Source organism: Solibacillus sp. FSL R7-0682 (genome assembly GCF_038005985.1).
Lineage (GTDB): Bacteria > Bacillota > Bacilli > Bacillales_A > Planococcaceae > Solibacillus.
Window position 1 is genome coordinate 1,887,369 of sequence record NZ_JBBOUI010000001.1, and the last position, 19,001, is coordinate 1,906,369.

General features: G+C 34.5%; 20 protein-coding genes. 18 read left to right on the forward strand and 2 right to left on the reverse strand.

Annotated elements, in window-relative coordinates; genetic code table 11:
- Positions 1-134: 134 nt before the first annotated feature.
- Entirely contained in the window at positions 135-281 is a 147-nt protein-coding gene (locus MKZ17_RS09595; RefSeq protein WP_340723515.1) for a hypothetical protein, read from the forward strand.
- An 828-nt stretch (positions 282-1,109) separates the two neighbouring features.
- The gene (gene ltrA / locus MKZ17_RS09600; RefSeq protein ID WP_340725532.1) at positions 1,110-2,885 is read left to right on the forward strand and encodes a group II intron reverse transcriptase/maturase; all 1,776 of its coding nucleotides are present in this window, start codon (positions 1,110-1,112) and stop codon (positions 2,883-2,885) included.
- Between the two features lie 309 nt (positions 2,886-3,194).
- Here ltrA and MKZ17_RS09605 read toward each other — a convergent pair whose 3' ends face one another.
- The gene (locus MKZ17_RS09605) at positions 3,195-3,356 is read right to left on the reverse strand and encodes a hypothetical protein (protein ID WP_340723516.1); all 162 of its coding nucleotides are present in this window, start codon (positions 3,354-3,356) and stop codon (positions 3,195-3,197) included.
- 418 nt (positions 3,357-3,774) lie between these two features.
- Here MKZ17_RS09605 and MKZ17_RS09610 point away from each other — a divergent pair, with 418 nt between their 5' ends.
- The 16 genes from MKZ17_RS09610 to MKZ17_RS09685 all read left to right on the forward strand — a co-directional run bounded on the left by MKZ17_RS09610 (position 3,775) and on the right by MKZ17_RS09685 (position 17,688).
- Positions 3,775-4,392, forward strand: a complete 618-nt coding sequence (locus MKZ17_RS09610) for a hypothetical protein (protein ID WP_340723517.1) — start codon at positions 3,775-3,777, stop codon at positions 4,390-4,392.
- A gap of 356 nt (positions 4,393-4,748) precedes the next feature.
- Positions 4,749-5,174 carry a PhoU family transcriptional regulator gene (locus MKZ17_RS09615; protein ID WP_340723518.1) on the forward strand — a complete coding sequence of 142 codons (426 nt, stop codon included), beginning with the start codon at positions 4,749-4,751 and terminating at the stop codon, positions 5,172-5,174.
- Positions 5,175-6,022: 848 nt separating this feature from the next.
- On the forward strand, positions 6,023-6,544 hold the full coding sequence (locus tag MKZ17_RS09620) for a DUF5412 family protein (RefSeq protein WP_340723519.1): 522 nt from the start codon (positions 6,023-6,025) through the stop codon (positions 6,542-6,544).
- A 335-nt stretch (positions 6,545-6,879) separates the two neighbouring features.
- Positions 6,880-7,356, forward strand: a complete 477-nt coding sequence (locus MKZ17_RS09625; protein WP_340723520.1) for an NUDIX hydrolase — start codon at positions 6,880-6,882, stop codon at positions 7,354-7,356.
- 569 nt (positions 7,357-7,925) lie between these two features.
- The gene (locus MKZ17_RS09630) at positions 7,926-9,257 is read left to right on the forward strand and encodes a hypothetical protein (protein ID WP_340723521.1); all 1,332 of its coding nucleotides are present in this window, start codon (positions 7,926-7,928) and stop codon (positions 9,255-9,257) included.
- Between the two features lie 369 nt (positions 9,258-9,626).
- The gene (locus tag MKZ17_RS09635) at positions 9,627-10,061 is read left to right on the forward strand and encodes a MarR family winged helix-turn-helix transcriptional regulator (RefSeq protein ID WP_340723522.1); all 435 of its coding nucleotides are present in this window, start codon (positions 9,627-9,629) and stop codon (positions 10,059-10,061) included.
- A gap of 47 nt (positions 10,062-10,108) precedes the next feature.
- Entirely contained in the window at positions 10,109-11,092 is a 984-nt protein-coding gene (locus MKZ17_RS09640; RefSeq protein ID WP_340723523.1) for a ring-cleaving dioxygenase, read from the forward strand.
- A gap of 59 nt (positions 11,093-11,151) precedes the next feature.
- Positions 11,152-11,688, forward strand: a complete 537-nt coding sequence (locus tag MKZ17_RS09645) for an NADPH-dependent FMN reductase (protein ID WP_340723524.1) — start codon at positions 11,152-11,154, stop codon at positions 11,686-11,688.
- A 69-nt stretch (positions 11,689-11,757) separates the two neighbouring features.
- Positions 11,758-12,360 (forward strand): alpha/beta hydrolase, encoded by a 603-nt coding sequence (locus tag MKZ17_RS09650; protein WP_445326906.1) that lies wholly within the window; start codon positions 11,758-11,760, stop codon positions 12,358-12,360.
- A gap of 147 nt (positions 12,361-12,507) precedes the next feature.
- On the forward strand, positions 12,508-13,857 hold the full coding sequence (locus MKZ17_RS09655) for a sensor histidine kinase (RefSeq protein WP_340723526.1): 1,350 nt from the start codon (positions 12,508-12,510) through the stop codon (positions 13,855-13,857).
- Positions 13,858-13,869: 12 nt separating this feature from the next.
- Positions 13,870-14,541, forward strand: a complete 672-nt coding sequence (locus tag MKZ17_RS09660; protein WP_340723527.1) for a response regulator transcription factor — start codon at positions 13,870-13,872, stop codon at positions 14,539-14,541.
- A gap of 67 nt (positions 14,542-14,608) precedes the next feature.
- The gene (locus MKZ17_RS09665) at positions 14,609-15,169 is read left to right on the forward strand and encodes a YdhK family protein (protein ID WP_340723528.1); all 561 of its coding nucleotides are present in this window, start codon (positions 14,609-14,611) and stop codon (positions 15,167-15,169) included.
- Positions 15,170-15,306: 137 nt separating this feature from the next.
- The gene (gene rnz, locus MKZ17_RS09670; RefSeq protein ID WP_340723529.1) at positions 15,307-16,251 is read left to right on the forward strand and encodes a ribonuclease Z; all 945 of its coding nucleotides are present in this window, start codon (positions 15,307-15,309) and stop codon (positions 16,249-16,251) included.
- 84 nt (positions 16,252-16,335) lie between these two features.
- Positions 16,336-16,566 (forward strand): acyl-phosphate glycerol 3-phosphate acyltransferase, encoded by a 231-nt coding sequence (locus tag MKZ17_RS09675; protein WP_340723530.1) that lies wholly within the window; start codon positions 16,336-16,338, stop codon positions 16,564-16,566.
- A gap of 157 nt (positions 16,567-16,723) precedes the next feature.
- Positions 16,724-17,164 carry an NUDIX domain-containing protein gene (locus MKZ17_RS09680; protein ID WP_340723531.1) on the forward strand — a complete coding sequence of 147 codons (441 nt, stop codon included), beginning with the start codon at positions 16,724-16,726 and terminating at the stop codon, positions 17,162-17,164.
- An 86-nt stretch (positions 17,165-17,250) separates the two neighbouring features.
- Positions 17,251-17,688 carry a hypothetical protein gene (locus MKZ17_RS09685; protein WP_340723532.1) on the forward strand — a complete coding sequence of 146 codons (438 nt, stop codon included), beginning with the start codon at positions 17,251-17,253 and terminating at the stop codon, positions 17,686-17,688.
- A gap of 458 nt (positions 17,689-18,146) precedes the next feature.
- Here the strand turns inward: MKZ17_RS09685 and MKZ17_RS09690 are convergent, their stop codons facing one another.
- The gene (locus MKZ17_RS09690; RefSeq protein WP_340723533.1) at positions 18,147-18,518 is read right to left on the reverse strand and encodes a VOC family protein; all 372 of its coding nucleotides are present in this window, start codon (positions 18,516-18,518) and stop codon (positions 18,147-18,149) included.
- Positions 18,519-19,001 lie beyond the last annotated feature (483 nt).

Here is a 19,001-nt window from a genome sequence, read left to right on the forward strand (position 1 = left end):
TTGTTTCTGTAATACTTTAACTCTTGCACTTGTTTAAGAAGAACTTCGTTAATGGGACTATATATTTCCTGTTTACTAGTGGTAAATTTTGATAAATTAAGTTTATTAAGTATATATTCTGGGAGGGGCTTCTAGTGTTGAGATTTATTGATGACTTAGCAGGAGCTATATATGATATTTTTAAATTTATTATTTGGGCGATTAGCTATTTACTTGCGGGAATGATAATTGTTGCAGTTCCAATGTATCTTATAGTTTGGGTTTTCGGCTTTTTTCAATAATCATATTCAATTAACGGGGGCTTTCCTTTGTGCGACACGTTCCTAACTCAAATGAGTTGTGGCATACATAAACTCGGTAAAGGTTAGGAGATTTATGATTTAAATTGAAGAATATTAACGAAGAGTCGAATGATGAGGTAACGCTCTGAAAGGCTCTCCCTGCGTCGAATAGCACGCTACTCAGTAAGGAAAAGTGTGTTATAAGCTCGGCTAATAGGCGCGAGAATTTACCGTAACAGTTCGGCTGACGAAATCCTACCCGATGGGGTGGTGTAAATCATGGTGCTTGGGTTGAACAAATATGGTGAGAATGCAACTAAATAGATAATAAACTATATTGCTGACAAACTTCTGAATGTACAGGTCTAGAAGCGCGAGATATAGAAATGTATCTACTACTATATATGTAGGGTTAGCTGTGGATGAGTAAGAATCAAGGATATAAAAATCCATCTTGTGTTATAGGCACATGCAATGCTAACAGGCTTATAGGGGGCACCTAAGTTTGTTCTATAATAGATAATATTCAACGTGGTAAGCTGATAACGTGGAGAGCTTACTCTTGATGAAGCGTTGGAAAGGAAAATAATCGTGAGATTAGCGAGTATATAACTTTTCTTTATATCAGTGAAAGTGGTGGCACAGTACCTATGAAGCGTGTAATGAACGTGGAGGGATAGCCACTAGATTAATACAAGATTTATTCACCATGCAAGGCAGTTCTTCAACGATTAATAAGGTTCTTGTGAGACTAATAGAGGTTCAGCTCCAAAAGGAGCCACCGACTTGTTAAAACGAAAGAAACTGAGACATAACGAGTACTATGATATGCAAAAACAATTTGATATGTTATATGCTCGCAGTGTTGATGGTCAAAATTTTTATGATTTATTAGATATAATGCAATCGCGTGAAAACATTCAATTAGCGTATCGTAATATCAAGAAAAATACAGGTAGTAAAACAGCTGGATATGATGGTCAAACTATTGAAGATATTAAGCAACTCAAGATATCTACAGTTGTATCAACGATACAAAATATGTTTGCACATTATCGCCCACAACCAGTAAGGCGTGTTTTTATTCCAAAGGCAAATGGGAAAACAAGACCGTTAGGTATTCCAACAATTTGGGATAGGTTATTTCAACAGTGTATTTTACAAGTCTTAGAACCCATCTGTGAAGCAAGATTCTATAAACATAGCTATGGTTTCAGACCAAATCGTAGCACGCATCACGCAAAGGCACGCTTTGAAACATTGATCAATCGAGCGTGTTTATATCATTGTGTAGATGTTGATATAAAAGGATTTTTCGATAATGTTCATCATGCGAAATTGTTAAAACAAATGTGGACAATCGGTATTCGTGATAAAGCAGTTCTTTCTATAATATCACGTCTCTTAAAAGCAGAAATCATGGGCGAAGGTTTTCCGACAAAAGGAACCCCTCAAGGGGGAATCCTTTCACCACTTCTTTCGAACATTGTATTAAATGAGCTTGATTGGTGGGTTAGTAATCAGTGGGAAAACTTTGAAACCAAGAATGCTTATAAAAACAAAGTGAATATGAATCAGGCATTAAAGAAATCAAACTTAAAACATTGTTATATTGTGAGGTATGCTGATGACTTTAAAATCATCTGTCGCACACGTTCACAAGCAATACGAATGTTTTATGCGGTCAAAGATTTTCTCTCTACACGTTTGAAACTAGAAATTAGCGAGGAGAAATCGAAAGTTGTGAATCTGAAGAAAAATTCTTCCGAATTTCTTGGCTTTCGTATAAAAGCTCACCCTAAGAAAACAACTAAGCGTACCTTGTATGTTGCACATTCCCATATGACCAAAAAGGCTCTAAACAATGCACAATTAAAATTGAAAAAAGCCGTAAAGACAATACAAAAACATCAGTGTGTTGAAAATGCTTGGCGATTTAATACGGTCGTCATGGGTATTCAAAATTATTACGCTGCAGCGTCACACATAACAGATGATTTAAATGAGCTGAACTACCGTATTCATAGAACGCTACACAATCGTTTAAAAGGCATTAGAAAAGAAGCTAAGTTTCAAGACCTCACGAAATCTTTACAGAAAAGGTATAAAGGATACGAGTGTAACCTTTATAAAATTAAAGAGATGGTACTCGTTCCTATTCATGCTCAACGTTGCCAAATCAATATAAACTTCTCACAAAGTATCTGTAATTATACTACCGAAGGTAGAAATAAGATTCATCATGATTTAAGAGCTATTGATAAAAGCATTCTTACTGCAGTGATGCAACAGTTTATTCCTCAACGCTCCATTGAGTATAACGATAATCGAATAAGTCGATTTATTGCGCAATATGGTAAATGTGCTGTAACTGGGGTTGAACTTAGCTTTAATGATTGGCACTGTCATCACAAAACCCCATATTATTTATCGCAAGATGATTCTTACAGTAACTTAATTATTGTACATAAATCAGTTCATAGACTAATCCACCTTAAAGACCTCGAGAAAATTCAAGTACTTATGAAAGTACTTCAACTAGATAAAAAGCAACTAATGAAAGTAAATGAATTGCGTGGGCAATGTCTAAACGACGCTATCTAATTCTACATTACATCTTGTCCTTACATAAAAATCGAATGAATTGAATTAATTGGAACGCCGTATGCTGGGAAACTCGCACGTACGGTGTGAAGTGGGGGAAAAGCTGGAGATAACTTCAAAGGCTTACCTATCACTATAATAAGGAAGGGCCCTTTTCAGTTAAAGGGCCATATTGCGAAGTAACATATTTTTCTGGAGAGTGTTAGAAAAGATGCAGATTTATAAAGATGGCTCTGTTTAACTTTATTGTTGTTAATTATACAAAAAATAAAAGCGAGCATTATTTACTCGCTTTTATTACTATGAAATTTAACTCTTATCTTTTACAAAAAGTCCGATTATTACAAGAATAAATCCTGAACCTAAAAGGTAAATCTCATAACCACGTGTTCTAAAAGCGGCTTCGTGCGGTATGTATATTGCTATAAGCATCAATGCAATACCTAATAACATTATTTTAATAGAACGCAATTATATCCCCCCTCTTTTATATTATTAATTTTAGTAGTACAGTCTCTATATAGTTTTTTGGCATTTTTCCGGAAAAATTTTCATAATTCTCTCACCTTATATTTCCTGTAATCTATTATACTATTCAAAAAAAACGCTTTATTCACCTTTAATTAGAACCGACCTTATTCCACAATCTGGCGCTTTTCTTTAATAAGGTCCGCTATTTTAATCAATCCCTAAGTCTATTAAAACGCCAAAAATCTCTATTTTAAGATTGAAAGCAGGGATTTTTCTTTATGTTTAATTATAAGATTTTAAGTAAAAGCACTACACTACATTGAATAAAGCCAAAGGACGTATAAATAGTCAGTTTGGGGAGGAATGATATACATTTAATTCTCAATCACTTAAAATGGAAATATAAGGGGGTTGAGTTGTGACGAAAAAATTAGTATTTAGCACAGCTTTGGTATTAAGTCTTGGATTAGTAGGATGTAGTGGAAAAACTACCAATGAAGAAGTACAAAAAGATGAAAAACCAATTGCTGAAATACCAATAGAGGATGCATCAAACAAAGTAACATTATCATTAGGTGTTAATGAAGATGGTAAAGTAACTGAAGAAGAGTATAAACAAATTAAATTTGGCATGACTCCAGAAGAAGTATTTACTATTATCGGGTCAAAGGGAACGGTGGTTTCTAAAAGTGGCACGGATGGTGATCCGCATAATATCGCTATATATAAATTTGAAATAGATGGAGACTCGCAGGGCGCTGAAATGACATTTGAAGGTGATAAACTAAGCTATAAAGCACAAGTCGGATTAGAAACAACTGAAATTGAAATTAACCTAGAACAATTAAATAAGCTTGAAAAAGGTATGTCAAAAGTAAGGGTATTCGAGATTTTTGGTGGAAAAGGAGCACTTATTGCTGAATCAGAGGTTTTAGAAATTTACAGCTATAAAAACCCAACTTCAGATGCCGATATAACGTTAAAGTTTATTGAGGGTAAATTTAAGTCATCCGGTGAACTAAAAGGTTCTATGTAAGACAACTGAGTTCTTAATATCTATATCACCTTTTATACAATTGTTCTTCAACAAATGGGCGCTTTTCCGAAATAAGGAAAGATTTTATTGAATAACACTTCTGAATTAAATGGGATTTTATGCTGATGTCGGTATAGGTTTGTGAAATAATGTAATTAAGCTAAAACAGCAGATTTAGTGCAACAAGGAGTATCCTCAAAATTATGGGGATTAACAACGCTAATTTAAGAAATATGACTAAACGACGCTTTGGGAGCCTTTTAAATTTAAAAATTCACTGCTAGAACAATACGTTATACTAAAAATTAACAATAACTGTAAATGTCGTTATTGAAATTCTTTTTGAGGTGAATGCTATGAAAAAAATCTTAGGGTTACTACTAACAATAACTGCTTTAGTAGGTTGTTCAGACGAAAGTAATTCTGCAAAGGATAACGAAGGATTAACAAAATCATTTGTAGAAGAATATGCAGAAATTGGCTTATCATATGATGATGTTCGTGAACGCTTTGGCGAAGAAGAACTTTCAGAAGTAGTGGGTAACACTGAAACATGGTTATATAATGATACATCGAAAGAAGATTTTGACTATGAAAAGACTTTTGGAGAAGTAGTATTTGACGAATTTAAATCTGGAGATGTTGACGCACAACTTTATATTACCTTCACTGATGAGAAAGCTTCCATGTACACTTATTTTTACTTAGGGGAAGATAATAAAGTTTGGCAATATCAAATTCTACCTGATGCAGAGCCTCTTGATATCCCTAAAAGTAATTAAATAGACCTTTTCATACATCCCTATACATAATAACGTTCCTAAATGCTTGGTAATTTTTCAAACAGCGATAAGCACTGTTAAGTCAGTATTTGTCGCTGTTTTTATTAGAAAATAACGTTCTGAGACGCTGCGAAAAATAATTTTAAAGAAGACTGTTTGATCCACTTGTTCTGAATGGCTGAAACATATAAATAGGCTCTCAATGAAATGTTACCAAACGAAAGCTTGGTAACATTTCAAACAGCGACAAACACTGATTTAACAGTGTTTGTCGCTGTTTTTATTAGAAATAACGATCTGAGACGCTGCGAGAAATCATTTTAAAGAGGACTGTTCAATTCACTTGTTCTGAATGGAGGTAACATATAAATACAATCTCAATGAAATGTCGCCAAAGGACGCTTTGGGAAGGTTATACTGCAACTAACGGAGCAGATTAGTAGGTATTGGATAAATTTTGAAACAAATAAAAAATTCAATCGTATATTAGTTATCGAAATTTTAGGATGGTGATTGAGTATGGTATTTATTATATTGCTATGGGTTTTCATGTATGGATTGGTAATTTGGACTTATTTCAAACCCAAAGAGAGCTTACTATGGGGGCGAAGAGGAATATACAAAGAAGAACCTGAAGTATCTGAAAGTGCAATTAGTAATACAAAAAAGAAAGCTTTAATCACTATTATCGTCTTTCCGATAATTTTTATTTCTCTTTTAATTTTCATTTATAGTTAATGGAAATTTATACATTATGCAATATAAGCCTAAATAACGTTCCCAAATGAAACTTTTGAAACCATTTAATTACAATTTATGTCTAACTTGAAAAAGGGAGGCAATTCGAATTGGATAGAAAATATAATTTATGGTCATTCATTGTATGTTTAATATTATTAGGGCTTTCATTTCAAGCACTTTATGCGTCCTATTACCGAACTTGGCAATTGGCACCAGATGCTCTAACACTTTGGTTACTTTCTGTTATTGTTTTTATTATAGGTATTATGGGCTTTAAAGATAAAAGTAGTAAGCGAGCAAGGTGGAGAAGCTGGTTAACCTTATTGATTATAGTTCCCCTGTCGATAGCTTTTTTATTAGGAGTGGCAGTAAATACAGTTGCGAGAGAGCATATTGAAACAACTCAATCCCCTGATAATAGAATAACTATAGACTTTTACACATTGAATGGTGGAGCAGCTACCTCGATTAGTGTAGAAGGAATTGTAAATGGACCTCTTTGGTTTAAAAAAAGGATTTATTACGAAGATTCAATGCACGAGGTTGATGTGGAGTGGTTAAATAATCATACTATAAAAATTAACAATCACACTTTAGATTTGGATAAAGGAGAAACCTATTCAAATTAACTTTACTGACAACTATTCAAGCGTTTCTATAGAATACACCCATTATTCAAAAAACGTTCCCAAATGAAAGCTTGATAACATTCCAAACAGCGACAAGTACTGTTAAATCAGTGTTTGTCGCTGTTTTTAATAGAAAATAACGCTCTGAGACGCTGCGAGATATCATTTTAAAGAGGGCTGCTCAATTCACTCTATCTGAATGAAGGTAAAATATAAATAGAATCTCAATGAATGTTACCAAAGGACGCTTTGGGAAGGTTCTTAAATGGTTTAGATGTGTTATGTTGAATATGACTTATATTATTTCTTTAAATTAAAAGGCGTGGTGATTTCATTTGCAGGTACTTAAAAATAACGGTTATAAATTTATCGAATTTATTGAAACAAAAGAAGAAGATATTACTTTGTATCAACCTCTTGGGGGTTCTTTTGCAGTATTAAAGTCTTCAGGAAAATATCTTATGTGTTACAACACTTTGCGAGAACAATGGGAAGTACCTGCTGGTCAGAGGGAAATAAATGAAACTCCAAAAGAATGTGCCTTAAGGGAGCTCTATGAAGAAACAGGACAAATCGTAAAAGATATTGATTTTAAAGGTTTAGTAAAGACACGAAATATTTCGACTGGTAAAGTAAAATATAATCCTATTTATTTGGGATTTATAAATACATTACAGCCATTTTTAAGTAATCCTGAAACCTCCAAAATATGTTTATGGGATTTAAAAGAAAAAATTGAATCTGTTGATGAAGTTGATTTTACACTTCTGAATACTTTATCAATCCAATATACAAATAACGTTCCCAAATAAAAGTTTGGAAAGGAACAGAAATTCAAGAAATGCTGTTAAACCAGCATTTCTTGGATTTTACTTTGGATATTGTCTATACAGATTTTTATGCAAATAGTGAGATCTGAATAAAAACCTGTATATTTAATTGAAAAAACGATCTTCAACAATCGTGCGCTTTTCCTTAATAAGGTCCGTTATTTTAATCAATCCCTAAGTCTATTAAAACGCAAAAATCCCTATTTTAAAATTGAAAGCAGGGATTTTTCTTAATGTTTAATTATAAGATTTTAAATAAAAGCACAACACTACATTGAATAACACTCCGTAAGGGAATTATGGGTATTTATGTTAAAATTTTTAGTGAGATTTGATAAACGAAGTATATTATTTACGAATGTTGAGGTGAAATATAGAGGAGAAATAATTCAAATCAATCTAATGTTGGGTATACAACTTTCAGGCTCACAGGAGTTCTAAAGGCCAGTTAGTTGAATAAAGTGAAACATTAAGCAATTGTAGAAATTACAATATTAATAGTAAGCATAACCTCTTGAGGAGGTAACTAATAATAGAAAAGGGTTATTCACATGAAAAAAGTAAACGCTGGATTGACGATATTTATTTTTTTAGGAATTGTTTTAATTGTTATGGCTCAACTAGCTAGTCAGGAGAGGGAAAAACCAATTACTAATCAAATTGAGGTAGTAAAAAAAATCGATATAGACAGTAAACTCCCCTACACACATCGATTAGAGGAATCTGGATTGAAACTTGAAACAATTGCTTATCGACTCTGGCTAGATTTTATGGGTACATTAGAAAGTGATGGTTTGATTGAAGATGCTAGATTTGAAAGATTTACAATATTGTCAGGAGATGAAAACTCTTTTGTTGCTGCTGTAGTTTTTGAAGTTCATCTACCTGAAGGAACACCAAAAATAGATAATGGTTGGGGAGAGGTACAGGAGGATAGAGTCGTTCCCAATATCGTTTGGAAACTCACAATCAACAAAGCTGAAAGTTTAACATATGCACTTACAAATATTGAAAGTACCACAGATACACTAATCGGATTGCCACCTGTTGAATTGTTAGAAGAGTATCAAAATACAGTCGGAATAGAGAAGTCATTCGAAGGTATAAAGTATGAGATTAAAGGTGAAACCCTAAGAGTAACATATGATGACGGAGAAAACTGGGTTGCCATTCCAGCATCACTTACAGATATTTTTGGCATTGGATATAACGGTTCCCAACAAAAGTTAATTGAAGGTAGCTTTGTAATAACACCAAAGACAACTGCTTTTGTACTCGAGCATAATACAATGGTCAATATGTCGTATAATACAAAGCTTAGCGTTCTTATAAGTACGGATAAAGGAAAGTCTTGGAAAGAAGTACTCGTTTCAGATTCTGTCCCAGTATTACGAATGAAGATACTAGGGTTTACCTCTAACGAAGATGGTTATCTCATTGTAACAGGTGATAAAACGATGAATAGTGAGGCTAACTTTGTATTTAAAACTAATGATGGAGGACAGTCATGGTACAATGCAGGGTCTGTGGGCGATGTCTATTCCTTGGTTACAGATGGTGGATTTATTAACGATCAATTAGGGTTTATCTCCTTTGGTGAATATCGATATGAATCACAACCTCCTATTCCAAGATTATACCGAACTGTTGATGGTGGGGTTAACTGGGAGCATGTTGAGGTTACAATACCAGAAGAATATTTGGGCTATTTCACGATAGCAGAAATACCTACTTTTAATGGAACTGAAGGAACTTTATTTGTGAATCAAGGTCCTATGGGAGACTATTTGGGCGGAAAAGTATTGGCAAAGTTTACCTCAAAGGATCAAGGCAAAACGTGGTCTTTTGCAGGTTTCGTTGATCCGGATGGAGCGCTACGTTAAAGGGAAGGGGGCATCCTCAATTGTGAATTAATATACTTAAGCTAACGGGAAATCCCTTTTGATTATTCTTTCTTCAAAAGGGATTTTTCAAATTTAACGTGAAATATAAGTTTGTGAGGTGGTTTTATCAACTTTAGATGCTAAAGCAATTTATACAGAAACAGCCTAATTAAAAGAGTACCACTGTAAAAGTGGGGTTAAATGTCAATAAAATAGGGTACATTTAATGAGGATAAATTTTAAATAAGAAAAAATATCTCGAATTCGAAGTTTTTTTATTCAAAGTGGTTGACTTGCTAAATTATCCATGATATATTTATCTCGAATTAAAGATAAATGAAATTGAAACATTTGAAAGGAGGATGCTTTATGAGTCAATACGACAAGCAATTAAAAGCTTTTACCGTGTTGAACCGTGCGACGATCGCTGTCCAGGAAGTTGCTAAGAAGGACGTGCAAGAAAGTGATTTAAACTTAACTGAATTTGCCGTGCTTGAGTTACTTTATCATAAAGGGAATCAACCAATTCAAATGATTGGTAAAAAAGTATTGATTGCTAGTAGTAGCATTACGTACGTTATTGATAAGCTTGAAAAAAAGGGCTATGTTGAGCGAGTGGCTTGTCCGAATGATCGCCGTGTCACATATGCTTCTCTTACAAAACAGGGAACATTGTTTATGGATGAGATTTTTCCAAAACATGAGCAAAAATTAGCACAGCTATTTGACACTTTAAGTGAACGGGAGTTAGTTACAATGATTGATTTACTAAAACGTGTCGGGCATAAAGCTACTAAACAATAAATTTTTTTAAGTATATATCTCGAATTCGAGAAAATGGAGGTTTTACTATGAATCATATTAAAGGTATTCACCACGTAACGGCAATAACAAGCAGTGCAGAAAAAAATTACGAGTTTTTTACTTATGTATTAGGGATGCGACTTGTGAAAAAAACGGTCAACCAAGATGATATTCAAACATATCACTTATTTTTCGCAGATGATAAAGGCTCTGCTGGTACAGATATGACGTTCTTTGATTTCCCTGGTATTCCACAAGGGGTACATGGGACAGATGAAATTTATAAAACGGCTTTCCGCGTACCAACTGATGCAGCACTTGACTATTGGGTAAAACGCTTTGATCGTCTAAAAGTGGCGCATACAGGCATCCAAACACAATTTGGGAAACAAACATTGTCCTTCGTCGATTTTGACGATCAACAATATATGTTAATTTCTGATGAAAAGAATGTGGGAATTGCTTCAGGAACACCGTGGCAAAACGGTCCAATTCCATTAGAATTTGCAATTACAGGTTTAGGCCCTGTACACATTCGGATTTCGCGCTTTGATTATTTCAAAGAAGTATTGGAAAAAGTAATGGTAATGCGAGAAATCGCTCAAGAAGGTTCACTGCATTTATATGAGGTAGGGGAAGGTGGTAATGGGGCTTCTGTTATTGTAGAAGATAATGCAGAACTTGCACCTGGTCGCCAAGGCTTTGGTACAGTTCACCACGCAGCATTCCGAGTAGAGGACACAGCTGTTTTACATGAATGGATTGAGCGTCTGCAAAGCTTTGGCTTTGGAACATCGGGTTATGTAGATCGTTTCTTCTTTGAATCGTTGTACGCTCGTGTAGCACCGGGTATTTTATTTGAATGGGCAACAGATGGTCCTGGATTTATGGGCGACGAGCCATATGAAACAGTTGGTGAAAAATTATCGTTGCCTCCATTTTTAGAAAACAAACGCGAATACATCGAAAGCGTTGTACGTTCATTTGATACTGTACGCTCAACGAAAACAATTGAAAAAGAATACGAGTAATGTAACCGTGGTTTCACAAAAATTCAAATATAAAAGTATTTTTTTAGGAGGAAGAAAAGATGACAAACTTAAACATTGGTATTATTATTGGATCAACTCGTGAAGGACGTGTTTCACCTCAAGTAGCACAATGGGTGAAACAATTAGCCGATAAACGTGGAGATGCAAATTATACAATAATCGACATTAAGGATTATGATTTACCATTTTTAGGAACAGCGGATGCACCAGGTGCTGCAGAATGGTCAAAAGTAGTAGGAGAGCAAGATGGTTTTGTTTTCATTGCGCAAGAGTATAATCATTCGATTACAGGCGCACTTAAAAATGCTTTAGATTACTTACGTGTAGAATGGAATAACAAAGCAGCTGGTATCGTATCATATGGTTCAGTAGGTGGTGCACGTGCTGCAGAACATTTACGTGGTATTTTAGGTGAATTATTAGTAGCAGACGTACGTGTGCATCCTGCATTGTCATTATTCACTGATTTTGAAAATGGCACTGTATTTAAACCGAAGGACGTGCAAGCAGATTCAGTAAACCAAATGCTTGATCAAGTAATCCCTTGGTCGAAAGCTTTAAAAACAATTCGATAATTGGAGGGAGTCATTCGGTGATGGATGTTGCCGAATGACTTTTTTATAAGTAAGAAAGGAGTAATTTTGATGAATTACCTATATAAAGAAGGAAAAAAAGAAAAGCCTGTACTACTTTTATTACATGGGACTGGTGGTGACGAAAATAGTTTACTAGCATTAGCAGAAATCATTGACCCACAAGCGAGCGTTTTAAGCGTGCGCGGTAACATATTAGAAAATGGGATGCCTCGTTTCTTCCGACGTTTAGCAGAAGGTGTTTTTGATATGGAAGATTTGAAATTCCGTACAAAGGAATTACAGGAATTTTTAGATGAAAAGGCAGCTCAATACGACTTTGATCGAAATAATATCATAGCAATCGGTTATTCGAACGGTGCGAATATTGCGGCGAACTTATTATTCGAATATGAAAATAGTTTAAGAGGTGCAATTTTACACCATCCGATGGTACCAAACCGTGAAGCAAGTTTGCCAAATCAAAAAGATGTAAAAGTGTTCATCGCAGCTGGTGTCAATGACCCGATTTGCCCTCAGCATGAAGCGACTGATTTACAGCATTATTTAGTTGAATCTGGCGTTGATGTTACACTTGAATGGGAAAACTATGGTCACCAGCTAACTATGAACGAAGTGCAAAAAGCAAAAGCATGGTATGAAAATACATTTTAATAGGAAGCCTTCACGATTTATAGCGTCGTGGAGGCTTTTTAATATGCCAAAAACCACTAAATGTAATTGATTTGGCATAAAAAATGCATCGTTTTTTCATATTTAATTTGTATAATGCTTCTATAGCATTTAGAAAGGAACTTTAGAATGCATAAAATTTCGGTAAAACTAGCAACATACTTTTTTGTTGTTGTACTAATTATGGAACTGGTGCTCATGTTTTATTTACATCAAAACATGTTAAATGATCAAGTAAGGAACGAATTAGATCGTTTAATGGAAACAGGCCAAAAACACCGTGACGTATTAGAAGGGCATTATTCTGATACAACATTGGAACATATAACATTAATGGAACAAGGTAGTCAGCGTGCAGTTGTTATTTTAAACGAGCAACGTGAACTCATTGTAGCTTCTTCAACAAATAAGGAAATTGAACAAGTTGTCCAACAACCATTTGAAGTAAACCGAGATAAATTCATTCAATCGAATTGGCAAAATTCACCGTATATAGTATCCGTCCATGCCTTTCATTCAAAAGAAGAAGCGGGCTATGTCCTGATGTTTCAAAAAACGGTTGAACTACGTCAAATGAGTTCAGAAATGAATTATCATTTTATACTATCAGGGATTATTAGTGGCTTTGTCCTGTTAATTGCCTATGTGTTATTATCAAGATTTTTAACAAAACCACTTATTCAAATGAAAAAAGCTACAGAATCATTAAGCAGAGGGCATTTATACGTACAATTCCCTAAAAAAAGTAATGATGAATTAGGGGAGTTGGCAATCGCAATCGAAAAATTAGCACAGGATTTACGCTATGTAAAAGAGGGCCGTAATGAGTTTTTAGCTGCAATTGCCCATGAATTAAGTACGCCACTTACATATTTGAATGGCTATGCAACTGTTTTGCAACGTCCAACCTTATCGAACGAAGAGAGAATGAACTATTTAGCAATTATTGCAGAGGAATCCGTAAAAATGAAAAGCTTAGTTCAGCATTTGCTTGACGCTGCAAAGCTTGATGATTATCAATTTCCAATTATAAAGCAGGAAGTTGAAGTCGCTCAATTTTTGGAACAAAGGATGCATGTTGTAGCACTTGCGTTTGCAGAAAAAAACATTGCCTTTTCTTATACTTGTGATGCTAATATTCGTATAAATGCAGATCCTCTGCGGTTAGAGCAAATTTTACTAAATTTATTAGAAAATGCACGACACTATAGCAATCAAGGAGCAAAAGTTACACTTACAGTTTTGCAGCAGAAGCACCATGTCGCATTTATTGTCGAGGATACAGGAATTGGCATTGATCGCCAACATATAAATTTTATTTTTGATAAATTATATCGTGTTGAAAAATCGAGGGCTCGTAGTCACGGTGGAATGGGTCTCGGGTTAGCCATCGTAAAACAATTAGTAGAAGCACATGGTGGGAAAATCGAGGTGACAAGCACATTAGGAAAAGGAAGTACATTTACAGTTTTATTGTAATGGAGGTAGCATATGAAAACGGTGTTAATTGTAGATGATGAACAGCGCATGCTAGATTTAATTGAACTATTTTTAGTACCACAAGGATTTAACTGCATGAAAACTACAGACCCATTTCAAGCAATTCAATTATTAAAAGAGCATTCTATTCACATCCTATTACTTGATGTAATGATGCCTAAAATGGATGGATGGGAATTGTGTAGTGAAATTCGTAAATTTTCGAGTGTACCAATAATAATGCTGACAGCCCGAACAGCAAAAGCGGATATTATAAAAGGTTTACGTATCGGTGCAGATGATTACTTAACAAAACCATTTGATGAAGGAGAGCTAGTCGCTCGTGTTAGAGCTTTATTGCGTCGTACAACAGAAGAAAATAAGATAATTCGTGGTGATTTTATATTAGAGCTTGATACATATACAGTTCATTATAAAGAGGCGAATGTATCGCTTACATCAAAAGAGTATACCATTGTAAAAGCATTGATATTAAAGCCGAGGAAGGTATTTACTCGGCAAGAGCTTCTACAAATTGCTTGGGAATACGAAACGGAAATAGATGAGAGGACTGTAGACTCACATATTCGTAACTTACGTGACAAATTAAAAAAAGCACATTTCCCAATAGATGCATTTCTTTTAACTGTTTGGGGTATTGGATATAAGTGGGGAGAAGAATAAAAAAACTAAGATTCCACAATTTTTGCAAACTTAAACGGTATGCTAAATGAAACTATAGGAGGTATAGATGATGAAAAAACAATTATGGATGGGATTAGCACTTTCTGCGACAATTTTAGGCGCATGTACAGAGGAAGAAGAAGTAAAGGTAAAGGATAGTGGCACACATGAAGAATCTACAGATCATAGTAGTATGAGTCACTCCAGTGATGGCAGTGTACCAGACGATTTACTTGTGGCAAACAATCCAACTTATGCTGTAGGAGATAAAGCACTTATGACGACTGATCATATGGGTGGAATGAATGGAGCAGAAGCGACAATTGTAGGTGCCTATGAGACGACAGTATATGCAGTAACCTATACACCGACAACAGGTGGAGAAAAGGTAGAAAATCATAAATGGGTTATTCATGAAGAGCTTGAAGGGGTAGAAGATTTACCAGCAGCAGTAGGTGATACAGTTAAACTAAATGCAGATCATATGGAAGGTATGGACGGAGCAGAGGCGACAGTTGATAGCGCCGAACAAACAATCATATATATGGTAGATTATACTTCTACAGCTGGAGAAGAAGTGAAAAATCATAAATGGGTAACAGAAGACGAGTTAACATCCGTCCAATAAATGGACTAGTAAAAAATTGAGCAATGAGTTTTTGTGTCTACACTTCAAAATTTTTGGAGAAACTCGTATAATAAAGCAAAAACAAGCTAGCTTCAGGCATGTAGCTAATTTCGAAAAGCGTGTTTGGAGGAATTATTATGCAACTACATTTTTTAGGAACTGGCGCAGGGATGCCTTCGAAAGAGCGTAATACGAGTGCGCTCGCAGTCAAATTATTAGAGGAGCGCGGCACGATTTGGCTGTTTGATTGTGGAGAAGCAACCCAACATCAAATTTTGCATACAGCGATCAAACCACGTAAAATAGATAAAATTTTTATTACGCATTTACATGGAGATCATATTTTTGGTTTACCGGGTTTTTTAAGCTCTCGTTCTTTTTTAGGGGGAGAGGATGCGCTGACAATCTACGGACCAGCAGGTTTGCAGCAATGGGTTGAACAAACATTGAAGTTATCAAAAACCCATCTCACTTATCCAATTTCCTTTGTTGATGTAAAAGAAGGAATAGTATTTGAGGATGAACAATTTATTGTTCGAGCATTGCCTCTTGCACACGTCATTGAATGCTTTGGCTATCGAGTGGAGCAAAAGCCACTTTTAGGCGAGCTTCTTGTTGACAAAGCCTTTGCGCTAGGTGTTCCAAAAGGTCCATTATTAGGCAAATTAAAGGCTGGGCACGATGTTCAGCTTGAAGACGGTACAATTGTTAACAGTGATGAGGTGACATCACCACCACAAAAAGGCTTTACTGTGACCGTTTTAGGTGATACAAAATATTGTGAAAACGCCAAAATTTTAGCACAAAATGCCGATGTAGTTGTCCATGAAGCAACCTTTGATCATGCAACAATCCATTTAGCCGCACAGTATGGTCATGCAACAAATACAGAAGCCGCTCAAATTGCGAAAAGTGCAGGTGCAGGTGCGTTAATATTGAATCATATAAGTGCGCGATTTTTAAAAAATGATATAGATAACTTATTAAAAGAAGCACAGCAAATTTTTGAGAATACGTACATCGCCAATGATCAAACGCAATTTGATTGGCAACAGCAGCAATTAAAATTAATTAAATTATAAAGATTATGGTCATCCCTCTTATAGAAATTTATAGTGTTTTCGACTGAATAAACGCTATAATAGAGTAAAGGGGGATGTTTTTTTATGCAACAACCAACAATTTCACCAAAGCTATTACGCTTATTAGTTATTTTCCCAAACGTTATGAGCTATATTTTATTATTCGGCGTTGTCGTATACATACGCACAAATTTAGATGTACTAAAGGCAACGGATAGTTTAACAATGTGGTTAATCATTGCTGCACTACTTGGTCCTATTTCAATTTATACAACGTATAGTATCGTAAAGAGAATACGTGCTGGTCAATTATAAAAAGGATAGGCAGCATTTTTATAAAGACTATTATAATCATCTCCCTTCTAAAGATTACTAAGTTGAGAGATGATTTTTTATTGGATATTTATGTTAATATTACTATGAAGAGTTTGAAGAGGCATACTGAAACGAATTAGTAATGAGGAGGAGTCTTGTGTTTATCGTCAATGTAGAGGGCGCAATTTATAAAAATGATAAATGGTTGTTAATAAGACGTAGTGAAAAAGAAGAACACGCTGGAGGAGGGCTGTCTCTTGTTGGCGGAAAGGTAGATAAAGAGGGGGTTACTACAGATATTTTAGAAAAGACACTAAAAAGAGAAATAAATGAAGAAGTCGGTATAGAGGTGTCTAATCTTCAATATGTTAATAGCTCATCATTCGTTACTGATTCAGGCATACATGTAGTTGATATTGTTTTCCTTTGTGATCACGTAGCAGGGGAACCTTTTGCTAAAAGTCCTGATGAAGTGGATGATGTAATTTGGATGACTACCGAGCAAATTTTAAAAGATTTTAATTTACCGAGTTATTTAAAGGAAAATATTAAACTTGCAGAAAAATTGGTAAATAAGAATACAGAGGTTAATTTGTAGAAAGTGATTTTTTGAAAAACTCACTATTTCAACTAACCGTACAGTATAGTGGAACGAGGTACATGGCGAAATAAGAGGGACAGTTTATGAAAAAGGTAATAATTTCTTTAGCAGCAGTAATTATGTTAGTAGGTGGGATTTATTATGTAGTTACCCTTAAACCACCTAAACCAACTATAACGATTGAAAATAATACTGTAGAAGTGGCACAAGGTTCTTATTGTTGGAATGGACTTATAACCAGTCAATGTGTCGATATGATTTCCCCGCCAGATATTATTAAACATCAAGAATTTAAACCTTTAATTGTATCACCTGGTGCTGAATTAAAAATAAAATTTATTCAAAAACCACTAGAAAATACGTTGGGCGCATCTATTTGGTTTAATGATGAAGTAGAAAATGTTCCATTAAATTACAGTATCTTATTAGTGCCAGAAGAAAAAGGTGTTTATATTTATAGTGTTTATGCACAATGGAAAAAGGGAAGATCAAGTTATGTCTTTGTAATTGAAGTTAAATAATTTATTTCTACTAGTTTGGTACTTGTTTCTTATGTAATGTAAGCAATTCGTCCAGATTTATTTGCTGTTATGCAAAAAGATATTATCCCAATTGGCTTTTTATTTACATTATTTTTCGTGCCTATGGAATTCCTGATTTTTCAGGTTTTCAAGCGCAAAAAGCGGATATTATCGGAGCTTTATTTGCTTTCCCATGCATGTTATTGTTGATTACGTTACAACCAACAATAGCAGTTGTTTTGGATAACACTTTAGCTTTGAGTGTTGTTCTAATAGCAACAATAGTTATTAAATTAATTTGTTACAAGTTTTCTGTAAGACTATATAAGAAAAAACCGGTATAAATTTTAGCTTATAGTGGTGAAATAAATTTACAGGGAACGTCCGATCTGTACGTTCCCATTCTTATTCTGTTAAAGTACCCCTACATAAAATAAGGTAATTTATTTATTATATTCTTACCAGTGAACTTGGAGTTTATTGCCATTTGGGTCATAAAAGTGGAAAAAGGAGTGACCATTATCTTCTTTTATATCCTCGACCTTAACTTGATTATCAATTAAGTGTTGATGGAATTTAGATAATTCCGGACTTGTAAAGCCAATGCTAAATTCTTGTTCATTATTAATTGTAAAATGTGCAAATGTTTCATCTTCAGAAGGGATTAAGATAAGTAAGAAAGGACCTTCATTTATTTTTAAAATTGCAAGTTCCTCAGTAATATTTAGTAACTCGAGCCCTAATACATCTTTATACCATTGTGCAGACAGTTCTAAATTTTTAACAGGAATTCTAATATAATGTACTTGTTCAATAAATGATTTACTCATCGCTTTGTCTCCTTTATTTAATTTGGTATATCAAATAGTTCACTTTCTATAGCCCTTTTTCCTTCCGATTATTGAATTAACCTGCCCTTTAACGGAACAATAAAATTCATATTATGTTTATATATCCATTTTGATTATTGGAAAATTCCCTATTGTACGTTTGATGGTGTCTAACAACACTTGGTTCTACTTATACCTCTAAACTTGGACCAACGCAAAAACATAGTATTCGGCCTTTATTTAGTTAATTTGTCCTCTAACACCATTAAAACTCACTCGCTCTCGGTAATTTTAGACTATCTATTATAGAACGAACGTTCGGTAAAATCGAATAACTCTATATTATATGATGTGTGGAGTGAAAATACCATGGTATAATGAAATCAAGTGAGTTTTAAAGAGATGGCCATTTCAACGACGTGCCTTCTAATCATTCGCATGGATTTCAATACATAGGTAGAGGAGAAAGAAGGTTTATGTTAC